Consider the following 13,205-nt stretch of genomic DNA (forward strand, 5'->3'; position numbering starts at 1 on the left):
GCTTCCCATTATAGAATAAAGTTTATAAAATAAAAAGTTTACAATTTGTTCATATTATTTATAAAGTATGTGTAAACGCTGATTTACCCGCATTGACGTGTGTTGATCTCCTTATTGCTCCAATTTCCTGCCAAATTCTCTTTTGACAGCATTTTCGCCGTATCAAAAATGTGGTATATTGACATCGGAATTGTTAGCTGAAAGGATGAAACCGTTGGAGAAAGATCCGTTAACGATCATTGAACAAGCCGAGGACCATTTTATAGAAAAAATCGCGGAAAACATGCATGCATTTGGAATCCCCTCTACCGTCGGACGTGTGCTGGGCATTATTTATATGAATCGAAAACCGATGACGCTTACGGAATTATCTGAGGCCACCGGCATGAGCAAAACACGCATGAGCCAGGTAGTGCGGGAAATGCTTGATGCCAACATTGCCGAGAAGGTGTTCGAAAAAGGCGTCCGAAAAGATTTATATGAGGTTGAGCAGGACTACTATCAAACATTTACCACGCTGTTTTCAGCCACCTGGAGCAAAGTCGTCAGCAAAAACAAAATGATGCATAAAAAACTCAATCGGGAGCTGCTTAGCGTGTTGGATGAAGAGCTTACTCCTGAAGCGGAAGAAAAAGTGAATGAACTGCTGAAAGAATTAAAGGAATGGCTTGATTATTATAATTGGCTCAGCCGTTTGATTGAGTTTTTTGAGAGCGAAGAAATTTTTAAATATGTGCCGAAGCCGTAAAAAGTTCCCAAATTCAATTCTGGGAACTTTTTTAAGTCCAATCCAAATGGTTGAATATCAAACTTCAAGAAAACAAACAAAATAATGCATAATTTACATTAATTTATTCATTATCCATTTTTTGTTGATTATTCTGACTAGCTATTATATAATCTTTTTGAAATGATTATATTAGCTTAGAGGAGGTAATCTACATCAAAAAAAAGGGAATTATTACTGTAATGACTATATGTTTCCTATTATTTTCTTCTTATTACTTTAGCAATATTTCACCTCAGAATCCACTGTTCAAAAAAAATTTTTTGCAACAATTGTCTCCCCAAGGCTTTGGCTTTTATAGTAAAAGCCCTACAGAAGAAAACATTTCATTTCACACAAAAGAAAATTTAAAGTTACCTAATGCACTTCCCAATAATTTTTTTGGGATAAAAAGAGAAGGAAGAGTTCAGGCAATAGAATTAGGCAAAATTGTAGAGAATATCGATCCAAAGAATTGGAAAACTTGTGAAAACAATAACTCCTGCACAAATTTAGAGAAACAAATAAAGCCTATTAAGGTTAAAAAAAATGAAGATTATATACATCTTAGCAAAGGAGAATACCTAATATATCGCCAAAAACCACTCTCATGGTATTGGATAGACTTTAAACAAACTACCTCTTTTGAAAGAAAGGTGCTAAAAATAAAAATAGTATGAAGATATTAAATAGTTTAGAAGGTTATATTGATACCTATAATCCATGGAAAAATACATATGCACTTTTTAGAAGTTTACTTGGTTTCTCAACATTACTAGTACTATTATTTAATAGTACTGATATTTTATTTAGTTATAGTGCAAATAATGTCACATGTGAAAATGTCTATATCCCTACCGCCTTTTGTTTTGCTAAAGAATATAGTATCAATTTTGAGATTATAAGATACTTAATGATTTTTATATTAACCTTAGTGGTTATAGGGTGGAGACCTAGATTTACCGGTTTATTTCACTGGTATATTTGCTATAGTATTCAAACTTCAGCTTTAACTATCGATGGTGGAGAGCAAATTGCAACTGTTCTTTCTTTTCTTATATTACCTGTTACATTATTAGATTCAAGGCGAAATCATTGGAATATAAAGAAAAACAATAATGAATCTTTCACAAAGAAGACAGTATTGTTTTATATAATGACAATAATTAAAATTCAAGTTTTTATCATTTATTTAAACGCAGCTTTAGAGCGATTGAAAAATAAAGAGTGGGCAGAAGGAACAGCAATTTACTATTTCTTTTCTGATCCGGTGTTTGGATTACCTGAATATCAACTTAACTTATTGAATCCACTACTTGAAAGCAATTTTATTGTTGTCATCACTTGGTTAGTAACTATTTTTGAGTTGTTCTTAGCAGCAAGTATCATTTCAAATATCAGAATAAAGAGAATTGCTCTTGTTTTAGGAATATTATTTCATGTCGGGATCATATTCAGCATTGGTATTGTAAGTTTCGGCTTGATCATGATATCAGCATTAATTATATATCTGCATCCTGTACAACAAAATATCACTATGAATTGGTGTTCTCCTTTATTTAAATATATATATGTAAAAGGAAAGAGAAATTTCAAAAGAATAGGAGGTGAATCAGTCAAGTTTCTTACAAAATTGTTTCATAGCTAACATTTAGATAATGGAGAAATAACTTAATGGAGGTATAATAATTTGAAAAGTAAATTACTTAGGCTATTGATTGTTTCCATGGTGACAATATTGGTTTTTTCATTAGTAGGACTCTCTAAGGAGTCAAGTACATCTGCTAAAGAAAACCATACATTTTCTGGAGAAGATTACTTTAGAGGACTTTTATTTGGACAAGGGGAAGTTGGTAAATTAATTTCAAACGATTTGGACCCTAAACTCGTAAAAGAGGCAAATAGTACAGAAGGTAAAAAGTTAGTAAATGATGTAGTCAAATTTATAAAAAAAGATCAACCACAATATATGGATGAATTGAAACAATCGATTGACAGCAAAGACCCTAAAAAACTCATTGAAAATATGACCAAAGCAGACCAACTTATCCAAAAATATGCTAAGAAAAATGAAAACGTAAAATACTCTTCTAATAAAGTAACTCCATCTTGTGGGCTTTATGCCGTCTGTGTAGCAGCTGGATATTTATATGTTGTGGGCGTTAACGCAGTTGCATTACAAACGGCTGCCGCGGTAACAACTGCAGTGTGGAAATACGTTGCCAAATATTCCTCTTCAGCTTCTAATAATTCTGATTTAGAAGCGGCTGCTGCAAAAACCCTAAAATTGATTCATCAATAATCCATTATAATTGAGTGTCTTGCGGATTACTCCGCAAGACACTTTTTCAACGTGAACCGTTTAATTTTTTGTAATAAAGATATGAAGCTAGTGTTGAAATAACTAATGCTAAAAGAACTAGCACAATCATAATAAGAATTATATATTCTCCTGTAAAAAATGAAAGAACAGCTATTATAAAACCACACACTACAAGTACTTTAGAGGCGAAGCGATTTCCCAGTTTCCAAACAGTCTCATCTTTTAATGTCCAAGGTGTCCTCAATCCAATAAGATGGTTTTGTTCTGCTAGCTGCATTGAATTTCCACCAATAATTAAAAAGATACCAACACCAAGCCCTATTATTAAATCAATATTCAGTTCGTATCCTAAACTTATCAATAGAGTTGAAAGTTGTAAAATATATAAAAGGATTAACATATTATTAGAAGCTAGGAAAAGCAATGCTTTATTTTTTTGTGTAGACTTAATAGTTAACATATAAAAAGTAAGATAATAAATAAGCATAACAACAGGTATAATAAATATTGTTAAAGGTTTAGATACAATTGCAGCCGGTTTATTTCCTGACCATTGTATCGGTATTTCTTCTGGAAGGTATTGATATAATATAATTGAAGTCAAGAAACTCAAACATACAATAATTATGGAAATTATATTTTTCTTCATAAATCGTTATCCCCTTTATTTATAAAGTTAAGCATCCAATTTATTGAGTCTTGAAGTACTGTTGTATTTAGAGAGTAATAAATAAATTGTCCTTTGCGGTGGTCACTTATGACTTCCGCTTGCTTTAAAATATTCAAGTGGTGCGAAATACTCGGTTTGCTGATATTAAAATGCTCAGCAATATCTCCCGCAGTCATATCCCCTCCTTTTAACAAATCCAAAATTTTTCTCCTTGTTGGATCTGATATAGCTTTGAAAACATTATTCATAGCGTTTTCTCCTTTACAAAAAAACATTTAGACATTTAGATATTTGTATAAATGTATTATTTTCATTATAACTTGAATTTTTTTAAAAACAACCCTCAAATTGGTTATAATATCTGATTTTTGTATTTTTTCAAATACTCGGATAATCCCAACGCTGGAAAATATGTTTAACAGATACTAACACATGTTGTTTATTTAAAAAAACCACCTCTGTTGTATTTAAATAGAGGTGGTTTTTCTATCAGCTATAATAAAATTTCCTTTTTTCTTTTTAATCGGGCTTAATGCTCGTTCAAGCCAGCCCATGACCAAATCGGCAATCACCGCCATCAGAGCTGTGGGGATCGCTCCCGCTAATATAATCGCGGTTCCGTTTGTGGCGTTTGATCCTCTGACGATGATGTCCCCGAGACCGCCAGCACCGACAAATGTCCCGATGGCCGTAATGCCGATCGCAATGACAAGCGCGGTGCGCAGGCCGGCCATTATGACAGAAAGCGCAAGCGGAAGCTCGACCATCCGCAGCACTTGAAATTTTGTCATCCCCATTGCTTTTCCCGATTCAAGATAGGCGTGCTCAATACTGATAATCCCTGTATACGTATTTCTGATAATCGGCAGAAGAGAATACAGAAATAATGACAATATCACCGTATTAGCGCCCAGCCCCATGACAAGCATCAGCACGGCGAGCATGGCGAGAGCCGGGATGGTCTGAATGACATTCGTGACCGCAAAAACCCATCCGCTTAATCTTCTGTATCTGGCTATCAGGATGCCGAGCGGAATTCCAACAATGGCGGCAAATAAAACGCCATACACCGACATCAGAAAATGGCGGTAAAATTCCTGCAGCACGTAACCGCCGTTTTGCGAATAGTATGTGCCAAGCTGCTGTAGTACTTCCATATGATCCACCTCTTTTCTTAGTCAAAATAATGATGTTTCTCTAAAAATTCCTTTGCTACGACAGACGGCTCCTTCAGCTTGCCATCCACCTCATAATTAAGTTCCTGCATCGTTTCCGTGTCGATTTGCCCAATCAGCTTATTGATCACACCTTCAAGTTCCGGATGCTCCTTAAGCACCTTTTCCGGAATCACCGGTGAACAGTCATACGGCGGAAAGAAACGCTTATCGTCTTTTAAGATTTTCAGATCATATGCTTTAATCCGTCCATCCGTTGAATAAGCCAAAACCGCATCCATTTTCCCGTTTTTGACTGCGTCATAGACTAGCCCGATCTGCATTGGATAAGTTGTGCCGAACTCAAAGCCATATGTGCTGACAAAGCCTTTATACCCGTCGCCTTTTCGTTTCAGCCAAGCATTGTCGACGCCTAATTTATATTGGGAAGCATTTTTCTTCAGGTCAGACACGGTGTTAATATGCTCCTTTTCCGCAAACTTTTTTGTTACTGTGAAGGCATATGTGTTATCAAAGCCGTAGGAATCAAACCATTTATAGGAAAAGCGCTTTTGAAACTCGTTCTGCACAATGTTCAGCGCTTTTTTCGGATCTTTCTCCGCTTCCTTGCCGAGGGTGCTTGTTAAATCTGTTCCGGAATAGCGCGTGGCTGAAATATCAATGTCACCGCCCAGCATCGCTTGGTGCTGAACATAGTTTGAGCCGAGGTTTTTCACTAAAGCGGTATTCAAATCTGTATCATGTTCAATAAGCTGCGCGATCATATTCGCTACAATTTCTGATTCTGTCATGCTTTGCGCCCCGATTTTGATCGTGTCGTCAGAAGCGCCGCCGAGACCCGGCAGAGAGCAGCCGCCTAGCAGCATGACAAAGACGAGAGCAAACGCGCCAAGCCATTTGATTTTTGTCATTTTCAACAGTGCCAACTCCTTACGAAACTTCCTTCATCCCTTGCAAGCCTTTCGGCGTCACCTTTCGTTCTGTCACAGCCAGCACATAATCAATAATAATTGCCAGAATTGTGACAGGCACGGCACCGCCAATGATATATTCAGGCTGGTATAGGTTCAGTCCGATAAAAATATAGTCCCCGAGGCCGCCTCCCCCGATAAACGACGCAAGTGTCGCCCAGCCAATTAGGTAGATCGTTGATGTGCGGATCCCCGCCATGATGATGGGAATCGCCAGCGGGATTTCGACGAGCCGAATCTGCTCCCAGCCGGTCATGCCAATCCCTTTCCCCGATTCCAGGAGGTTTTTATTTACACCTTTAATGCCGGTATACGTATTGCGCAGGATCGGCAGCACCGAATAGAAAAATAAAGCGACAATCGCAGGCACTTTTCCTACACCGAGAAGCGGAATAAAAAAGGCTAAAATCGCCAGACTCGGGAGGGTTTGCACAATGTTTACGAAACCGATTACCGCACCTGCGCCTTTTTTCATTCTGGTAAGAGCAACGCCGAGCGGCACTGCAACGATAATGCCCAATACAACGGCTATGAGCGAAATATATAAATGCTCTCCTGTTTTATACAACAGCTCTCCGCCGTTCGTTTGCAAAAAAGTCATCATTTGATTCATCTTAAAAGAGCTCCTCCCCTGGTCAGATCGTCATGAGCTGGTTTTCCTCGTCGCCCCAAATGGAATCGTATACGATATCAACGAGGCTCGCTCTTGTCACAATCCCTGCTAAATGGTTCTGTTCATCGACCACCGGAACATACTTGATCCCCTGCTTCAAAATTTTTCGGACTGTATCGCGAAGAAGCGCCCCTTTTTGAACGGTATATATATCTGAACGGTATACATCGCCAACGATGCTCGCTTTTTTGCGGTTTTGATCAATCATTTCCACATCAACATAGCCCTTCAGCACGTTTTGCCGGTCCACAACGAGCAGCGAGTCAACACGTTTTTCTCTCATCAGCTGAATCGCCTGAGAAAGCGTTTTGTCCGCAGATACCGTCACCGGCGTTCTGTTCATCATTTGCTCTACCCGCTCGATATCCGGTCTTGACTGAATCAGGCGCTCTTTCCCGATAAATTCTTCAACAAACTCATTTGCCGGGTTTCGAAGAATCTCATCAGGTGTGCCGACTTGAACGATTTCTCCCGCTTTTAATATCACAATCCTGTCAGCAAGCTTAATTGCTTCATCCATATCGTGGGTTACAAACACAATCGTTTTGTTTAAGGTTCTCTGCAGTTTTTTGAATTCTTCCTGAAGGGAATCACGCGTAATCGGATCAAGCGCTCCGAACGGTTCATCCATTAAAATGAGAGGGGGTTCCGCTGCCAGGGCGCGCAGCACGCCGATTCTCTGCTGCTGTCCGCCGCTGAGCTCATGCGGATAACGGTCTAAATACTCTGGGCCCATATCCACAAGCTTTAACAGCTCGCGCGCCCGTTCTTTCCGTTTTTCCTCAGGCCATTTCAGCAGCTTTGGTACGAGTGAGATGTTCTGCTGGATGGTCATATGGGGGAACAAACCAATCTGCTGAATCACATAGCCGATTTTTCTTCTCAGCTCAACCGGGTCCTGTTCCATAATATTTTCTCCGTCGATAAAGATCCTTCCAGACGATGGTTCTATCAGTCTGTTGATCATCTTCATCGTTGTCGTTTTTCCGCAGCCGCTCGGGCCGATAAAACAGATAAATTCACCTTTTGCAATATCTAAATCAATGCTGTTCACAGCTTTTTTGCAGCCTTTATATACTTTTGACACTTGTTCCAATTTCAGCAATCCGTGCACCTCCGCAGGTTTCCTTTAAATTTTCTGAAAAGTATAATCCTTATTATAGTTTGAACTTTGTAAAATAAAAAGTTTACAATGTGTTGAAATTATATGTTATTTATAGATTATTTATTGTTATGACCGAGACGGAAAGGGTGTTCTTACAATTACGCCGGATACCTCCCACTTCCTCTGCATTCAGCTATTTTCAACACCAGGAAGAAATATGATATATTGACACCATCAATTGCCATTTGAAGGGATGATCAGCTGTGAAAAAAACCGCTCTCGACATCATTGAACATGCTGAAGAGCATCTCATTGAGAAGATTGCCGAAAATATGCATACGTTTGGAATGCCTTCAACTGTCGGACGTGTGCTCGGAATTATTTATATGAATCGAAAACCAATGACCTTAAGCGAGCTCTCTGAGGCAACGGGCATGAGCAAAACACGGATGAGCCAGGTTGTCCGGGAAATGATCGATGCCAATATCGCCGAAAAGGTGTTTGAAAAAGGCGTACGAAAAGACCTTTATGACGTCGAGCAGGATTATTATCAAACCTTCATTTCTTTATTTGCGGCGAATTGGACAAAGGTCGTGAGCAAAAACAAAGTGCTGTATAAAAAATTAAACCGGGAGCTGAGTGATCTTTTACAAAGGGACGGGCTTACCCCGGAAGCGGAAGAGAAAGTCAATCAGCTGCTGAATGAATTAAAAGAATGGCTTCATTACTATGATTGGCTGAGCAGGTTGATTGAATTTTTTGAGAGTGAGGAAGTCTTTCGGTATGTGCCGAAAACAAAAGAATGCAGCTCTCTAAAATAAGAGAGCTGCTTTTTGCATCATGAGGTTAAGACCGGAAACATGCCTTTCAGCCCGGCACCAATCATCCCGACCGCAACCACGGCTAAGATTAATCCCATCAGTCTGGTAATCACATTCATCTCGGTTTTTCCGAGTTTGCTGCTGATAAAAGCAGAATAGTGGAAAAAGAGAAAGGTCAGGGCAATAACGGCGGCTATGCCGATCATGACAGCCACATAATGACCAATGCCGCTATGTCCGGCGGAAAGGCTCATCACTGTTGCAATCGTTCCGGGCCCAGCAATGATCGGAATGGATAAAGGTGTGACTGATATATCCGCTTTTTCCTTGCTTTCCTTATGTTCATCATGGTGAAGAGATTGCACGTGCGATTCTTTCGCATTCAATAGATTATAGGCAATGCCGAAAATGAATATGCCGCCCGCCACTCGGAGCGCGTGAATGTTGATATCAAACAGTTTAAAGATAAGATGGCCGAAAACCAAAAAAGCTGCGAGAATAAAAAAGGATAAAATAGCTGCCTTCCGGGCAATCGCTTTTCTTTCCGCTGCAGTATAGCCTTCTGTCAGCGTCAGAAATATCGGTACGTTTCCGATCGGATTCGATACTGCGAATAAAGAAATGAAGACGTGAACGATAAATGAGAACATCATATACCTCCTTGTTGATAGTCTCTGCACAGGAAATAGAATGATTCTCCACCCTTTTACCCGGAGGCGATTTCCCGGTAAACCTTTATAGCCTGTCAGAAACACGCCATGCTACAATGAAGTGACAAATTGAATAGGAAGGACGTATACAGATGTTCAAAAAAATTGCGGCAGATGCCTTGGGCTTATCTGATATCGGAAAAATTATCGAACCTCAGGACTATGACAAAACAGACGCAGATGACTATGTCATGCATGAAGATAATGAGAAAATTTATTTCTTGATTAAAACAAAAGCAGACGAGTATTGCTTTACGAACCTGGCCCTGATCCATGTGGACGGCGAACGCGCCACTTCCTCAAAACGAACGTTGAAACGCTATCCTTATTCGCAATATAAAATCTCTGACGTTTTTCTTGAAACTGCCGGAAAAGTGGATTTGGATGTTGAAATTAAGTTCAAGCTGGGCGGTGAACAATTCGACATTGATGTCCACAAAGACCAGATTGAAAAGTTAAAAGACCTTTATAAAGCACTGCTTCGCATCGCTGAAACAACCTATGAAAATGACATTTTAATCAATCAAGCGGAGCAAAGCTTAGATAAAGCAGTGACGATTCTTCACCATACCCGCCCTGAGCACGTCAATATTGAAACGCAATACAAAGAGCTGACCGAATTCGGATTCACTTGGCTGACATCCGTTCGCTCGCAGTATCATATTAAGGATTTTGGGGATGTATTTGAGAAATATATTAATAACTAGATAAAAAAAGACACAGCTGCTATCGTGCTCGTGTCTTTTTTTGTATGAATATTGATTACTTTACAACTTTTTTCTTTTATAATAAAACTATTAGTCTATTTTCCCTATATTACAGATAAAGGAGTTATTTTATGTATTGTCCTCAATGCGGCCATCAAACAGATGGCGGAAATTTTTGTGAGAAATGCGGATCACCGCTCCCCGGTCAATCAGGCCACCAGCATGCAGCTCAAACTGGAGCCGCTGCAAAGCAAGCAGCAAAACAGTTCGGTTCATTTGTCTTATCCGTCCTGAAACGCCCTTATCAGGAATGTAAAGCAACAGGCGGAGAACAGCTGATCAGCGCAATCATTACGATGGTTCTTTTCAGTTTGCTGACCCCTTTGATGTTTTATATTCTTTTTTCAGACGGTCCCGGAAGCGTAAGCTTTACAGCAATCTTCTTAGAGCCAACCATTTATTTTATTTTATTTCTATTTGGCCTGCATGCATGCATCTTTTTCGCCCTGAAAATCGCGGGAAACCAAGTGTCTTTCAAGGATTCATTCTCAAGATTCGGAGCATTTCTTATTCCTTTTACGGCTATTTTGATTCTTGCCCTTTTCTTCTTTTTATTACATACAGACATTTGCTTTACCATATTAGCCGTTGGTTTAATCGGTGCATTCTTCGCCATTCCTCCTGCGATGCTGAGCAGTTACCAGCATTCATATAAAGGGAAGGTTGATGTCATTTACTCAACGATTGTGATTTATCTGATCATCTGCGTTACATTTCAGCTTATTATCGAACACTATGTCAAAGAAATTTTCCGTTATATGCTCTTTTAAAAACAACCCCATCACCTGCTGGTGATGGGGTTGTTTTATTGAATAGACGTTAAGTAAATTCTTCCGTTCTTCACTACGCCGGTGTAGGTCCAGTTATATGTTCTGAGCTTTGGACTGCCGCCTGATTTTGTGATATAGAATTCTTCATACGTCTTAATCGTGATAGCCGACCCATTTTGGCTCCAGCTTTTCACTTCATAGTTATTAAAGTCTTCTGTTGTCCCCTCTTTATTTAATTTCGACACGAGATGCTGCTGGTCGGAATAAAGGGAACTGCCTTTTTCAAGGCTGTCTTCCATCAGTGAGAAATTATTTTGATTCACGGCATCTGCCTGACTTTGCAGATAACTGCCCATAAATAATGTCACTTGTTCATCTGTAACATCGCCGCTTGCAGAGCTTTCACTGCCTTTGTTTTTCGAGCCAGCCCAGGCGGAAGTGTATGTCTCTGGTTTATCATTTTTGATTTTCTTTATATTTGTGCCTGCAGATTCGAATGTTGATTCTGCATCTTCGAAAATCCACTTTTTCTGTTTTTTATCATATGAAAGAAGATATTCATAACTCGGACTGTCGTCAGTCATTTCAGATTTTGTATAGTCGTTATACGAAGAAGACTGGTGAAGTTCTTTTCCTGTTACCGATACCTGCCACGTTCCGTCGTTTTTCTGAGAGAGGGCAAATGTGTCCAGGTCAAAATCAGTTTCCAAGTATCTATCTTTTAAGTATGAATCCGCGCTTTTCATAGAATCGACGGTGTCCTTCGTCTCCGCCTTCCAATTGGCACTTGCCTCTGTCATCTGGGCTGTATTCCCATCAGATAGAGCTTTGGAGTATTGTTTTGTTGTTTTGACAATTGTGTTCATAATCTGTTCCTGTGTATCTTGATCAGGAATTAACGTTAACTCCATTTCTTTATCATCGATCGGAACGCCGGCAGTTTTTGTTTTTCCCCACGGAAATTCTGCCTCGACTGAAGCTGTCATTGATCCATCTGTCAGCAGCGGACCATATGTTACGGATTTGAACGGATCTTTATGAATTGATTTACCGTTAATCAGCAAATCTCCCTTCCCGCTCTTGATGTCATCCGCTAAGCTGAATGTCACATCGTCTGCTTCCAATGAGAGATCAACACGAAAGCTGCTATCGCCAATCGCCTGAATGTCTTCCTTTTTCACAAGGTCAACGACATCGTTTTTCAGTTTGGCTGAGACTGTATATTCGCCGGGAATGTACGGACCAAGGGTTTGTGCTTGATCTGCTTTCTTTACAGATCCGGCTTCCTCTTTATTGACATATAGATCGGTATTTTTATAATTGCTGCTCACTTCAAAATAAACAGGTGCTACCTTTAAGTCATAATGGTCAAATACCAGCAGGCTTTTCCCGTCTTTTTCTGCATATACGATATCCTTCTGGGCTGTTTCATCCCGCAGCGATGCAAAAAGTTCATCTTTTTTGTCTGGATGATCCTTCAAATATGTAAGAAACGGTTTTACATTATTTTTAGTGAGTTTAAGATTGTCATTTACCGGTGTAAGCAGAGTCGCGATTTGGTCCTGATCCCCATCATTTACGGCCTGTTCAAACTTGTCTACTAACCTATCCTTTGAAGTAAAATACGCTCCGGTTTTATATGCGGCGAATAATATAACGCACGCCGCGGCAATGCTGCTCCATAAAATGATGGTTTTCTTAGGGATCGGTTTTCGCGGAGCCTGCCCTGTTTCTGCAGTGCTAGCTGTTTCTTGATTTGCCTGTTTGCTACCCCCTCCGATCGGGGTGCCGCATTGTTTACAAAACTTGGCTCCTTCATTATTCTGGGAGCCGCAATTCTTACAAAAAAACATGACTTTCCTCCTATTCTACTAATTTGATAACATTTACTGCTTTTCATATTTTATAATAAAACAGAATGAAATTGGGAACGAATGAAAAAATTAAATGTCTATCAGACTAAAAAGGTGGTACGAATATGCAAAAGCTCAGGATTGAATTAGGAGAAGAAACAAATGACGAATTATATGATCTATTGCTGCTCGCCGATCCATCGAAAGACATTGTAGATGAATATCTTGAGAGGGGAGAATGTTACACAGCTTGGGCCGGTGATGAGCTTGCAGGTGTTTATGTATTGCTAAAAACAAGGCCGCAAACAGTTGAAATTGTAAATATTGCGGTAAAAGAATCTCTTCAGAAGAAGGGCTTTGGCAAACAGCTTGTACTTGACGCCATTGAAAAAGCGAAGGAGCTGGGGGCGGACACGATTGAAATCGGAACGGGGAATTCGAGCATTCATCAGCTTTCCCTCTATCAAAAATGCGGATTCCGCATTCAGGCGATCGACCACGATTTCTTTGTCAGACATTATGATGAGGACATTTTTGAAAACGGGATTCAATGCCGCGATATGGTGAGGCTTTATTTGGATCTCTGAAAGCATAAAAAAGC

General features: G+C 39.6%; 16 protein-coding genes. 8 read left to right on the plus strand and 8 right to left on the minus strand.

Features of this window, described 5'->3' with window-relative positions; genetic code table 11:
* Positions 1-214 precede the first annotated feature (214 nt).
* The 4 genes from MKX38_RS17200 to sdpC all read left to right on the plus strand — a co-directional run bounded on the left by MKX38_RS17200 (position 215) and on the right by sdpC (position 3,068).
* Complete coding sequence (locus MKX38_RS17200) at positions 215-748, plus strand: GbsR/MarR family transcriptional regulator (protein ID WP_339187822.1); 534 nt, start codon at positions 215-217, stop codon at positions 746-748.
* Positions 749-969: 221 nt separating this feature from the next.
* Positions 970-1,446: a sporulation-delaying system protein SdpA gene (sdpA, locus tag MKX38_RS17205; protein ID WP_110109479.1), complete on the plus strand. Its 477-nt coding sequence runs from the start codon at positions 970-972 to the stop codon at positions 1,444-1,446.
* Positions 1,443-2,414: a sporulation-delaying protein SdpB gene (sdpB, locus tag MKX38_RS17210; RefSeq protein ID WP_103750212.1), complete on the plus strand. Its 972-nt coding sequence runs from the start codon at positions 1,443-1,445 to the stop codon at positions 2,412-2,414. Before sdpA ends, sdpB begins: the two co-directional genes overlap by 4 nt.
* Before the next feature lie 42 nt (positions 2,415-2,456).
* Entirely contained in the window at positions 2,457-3,068 is a 612-nt protein-coding gene (gene sdpC, locus MKX38_RS17215) for a sporulation delaying protein SdpC (RefSeq protein WP_003243360.1), read from the plus strand.
* A gap of 46 nt (positions 3,069-3,114) precedes the next feature.
* Here the strand turns inward: sdpC and sdpI are convergent, their stop codons facing one another.
* From sdpI to opuCA, 6 genes are all read right to left on the minus strand, one after another.
* Complete coding sequence (gene sdpI / locus MKX38_RS17220; RefSeq protein ID WP_015251216.1) at positions 3,115-3,738, minus strand: immunity protein SdpI; 624 nt, start codon at positions 3,736-3,738, stop codon at positions 3,115-3,117.
* On the minus strand, positions 3,735-4,007 hold the full coding sequence (gene sdpR / locus MKX38_RS17225) for a sporulation delaying system autorepressor SdpR (RefSeq protein ID WP_003243541.1): 273 nt from the start codon (positions 4,005-4,007) through the stop codon (positions 3,735-3,737). The genes sdpI and sdpR overlap by 4 nt, the downstream gene beginning before the upstream one ends.
* 219 nt (positions 4,008-4,226) lie before the next feature.
* Complete coding sequence (opuCD, locus tag MKX38_RS17230; RefSeq protein WP_003244403.1) at positions 4,227-4,916, minus strand: glycine betaine/carnitine/choline/choline sulfate ABC transporter permease OpuCD; 690 nt, start codon at positions 4,914-4,916, stop codon at positions 4,227-4,229.
* Between the two features lie 17 nt (positions 4,917-4,933).
* On the minus strand, positions 4,934-5,845 hold the full coding sequence (gene opuCC, locus MKX38_RS17235) for an osmoprotectant ABC transporter substrate-binding lipoprotein OpuCC (protein ID WP_003228350.1): 912 nt from the start codon (positions 5,843-5,845) through the stop codon (positions 4,934-4,936).
* Between the two features lie 19 nt (positions 5,846-5,864).
* On the minus strand, positions 5,865-6,518 hold the full coding sequence (gene opuCB, locus MKX38_RS17240) for a glycine betaine/carnitine/choline/choline sulfate ABC transporter permease OpuCB (RefSeq protein ID WP_003228349.1): 654 nt from the start codon (positions 6,516-6,518) through the stop codon (positions 5,865-5,867).
* A 22-nt stretch (positions 6,519-6,540) separates the two neighbouring features.
* The gene (opuCA, locus tag MKX38_RS17245) at positions 6,541-7,683 is read right to left on the minus strand and encodes an osmoprotectant ABC transporter ATP-binding protein OpuCA (protein ID WP_128993420.1); all 1,143 of its coding nucleotides are present in this window, start codon (positions 7,681-7,683) and stop codon (positions 6,541-6,543) included.
* A gap of 263 nt (positions 7,684-7,946) precedes the next feature.
* On the opposite strand from opuCA, the gene opcR reads away from it, so the two are divergent.
* Positions 7,947-8,504: an opuC operon transcriptional regulator OpcR gene (gene opcR / locus MKX38_RS17250; RefSeq protein WP_003244093.1), complete on the plus strand. Its 558-nt coding sequence runs from the start codon at positions 7,947-7,949 to the stop codon at positions 8,502-8,504.
* A gap of 17 nt (positions 8,505-8,521) precedes the next feature.
* Here the strand turns inward: opcR and MKX38_RS17255 are convergent, their stop codons facing one another.
* Positions 8,522-9,157, minus strand: a complete 636-nt coding sequence (locus MKX38_RS17255; protein ID WP_080262594.1) for an NAAT family transporter — start codon at positions 9,155-9,157, stop codon at positions 8,522-8,524.
* Between the two features lie 149 nt (positions 9,158-9,306).
* Here MKX38_RS17255 and MKX38_RS17260 point away from each other — a divergent pair, with 149 nt between their 5' ends.
* Both MKX38_RS17260 and MKX38_RS17265 read left to right on the plus strand, forming a co-directional pair.
* Positions 9,307-9,921 carry a PH domain-containing protein gene (locus tag MKX38_RS17260; RefSeq protein WP_003243118.1) on the plus strand — a complete coding sequence of 205 codons (615 nt, stop codon included), beginning with the start codon at positions 9,307-9,309 and terminating at the stop codon, positions 9,919-9,921.
* Positions 9,922-10,052: 131 nt separating this feature from the next.
* The gene (locus MKX38_RS17265; protein WP_029318392.1) at positions 10,053-10,751 is read left to right on the plus strand and encodes a zinc ribbon domain-containing protein; all 699 of its coding nucleotides are present in this window, start codon (positions 10,053-10,055) and stop codon (positions 10,749-10,751) included.
* 35 nt (positions 10,752-10,786) lie between these two features.
* Here MKX38_RS17265 and MKX38_RS17270 read toward each other — a convergent pair whose 3' ends face one another.
* The gene (locus MKX38_RS17270; RefSeq protein WP_339187827.1) at positions 10,787-12,604 is read right to left on the minus strand and encodes a zinc ribbon domain-containing protein; all 1,818 of its coding nucleotides are present in this window, start codon (positions 12,602-12,604) and stop codon (positions 10,787-10,789) included.
* A 125-nt stretch (positions 12,605-12,729) separates the two neighbouring features.
* Here MKX38_RS17270 and MKX38_RS17275 point away from each other — a divergent pair, with 125 nt between their 5' ends.
* On the plus strand, positions 12,730-13,191 hold the full coding sequence (locus MKX38_RS17275; protein WP_015714718.1) for a GNAT family N-acetyltransferase: 462 nt from the start codon (positions 12,730-12,732) through the stop codon (positions 13,189-13,191).
* Positions 13,192-13,205 lie beyond the last annotated feature (14 nt).

It is taken from the genome of Bacillus sp. FSL M8-0025, assembly GCF_037975475.1.
Classification (GTDB): Bacteria; Bacillota; Bacilli; order Bacillales; family Bacillaceae; genus Bacillus; species Bacillus subtilis.

Bases quoted from the DNA above. Each gene is read 5' to 3' on its own strand.
- sdpA (WP_110109479.1), top strand. From the start codon at position 970: ATGACTATATGTTTCCTATTATTTTCTTCTTATTACTTTAGCAATATT.
- sdpB (WP_103750212.1), top strand. From the start codon at position 1,443: ATGAAGATATTAAATAGTTTAGAAGGTTATATTGATACCTATAATCCA.
- sdpI (WP_015251216.1), bottom strand. From the start codon at position 3,738: ATGAAGAAAAATATAATTTCCATAATTATTGTATGTTTGAGTTTCTTG.
- sdpR (WP_003243541.1), bottom strand. From the start codon at position 4,007: ATGAATAATGTTTTCAAAGCTATATCAGATCCAACAAGGAGAAAAATT.
- opuCD (WP_003244403.1), bottom strand. From the start codon at position 4,916: ATGGAAGTACTACAGCAGCTTGGCACATACTATTCGCAAAACGGCGGT.
- opuCC (WP_003228350.1), bottom strand. From the start codon at position 5,845: ATGACAAAAATCAAATGGCTTGGCGCGTTTGCTCTCGTCTTTGTCATG.
- opuCB (WP_003228349.1), bottom strand. From the start codon at position 6,518: ATGAATCAAATGATGACTTTTTTGCAAACGAACGGCGGAGAGCTGTTG.
- MKX38_RS17255 (WP_080262594.1), bottom strand. From the start codon at position 9,157: ATGATGTTCTCATTTATCGTTCACGTCTTCATTTCTTTATTCGCAGTA.
- MKX38_RS17260 (WP_003243118.1), top strand. From the start codon at position 9,307: ATGTTCAAAAAAATTGCGGCAGATGCCTTGGGCTTATCTGATATCGGA.
- MKX38_RS17265 (WP_029318392.1), top strand. From the start codon at position 10,053: ATGTATTGTCCTCAATGCGGCCATCAAACAGATGGCGGAAATTTTTGT.
- MKX38_RS17270 (WP_339187827.1), bottom strand. From the start codon at position 12,604: ATGTTTTTTTGTAAGAATTGCGGCTCCCAGAATAATGAAGGAGCCAAG.
- MKX38_RS17275 (WP_015714718.1), top strand. From the start codon at position 12,730: ATGCAAAAGCTCAGGATTGAATTAGGAGAAGAAACAAATGACGAATTA.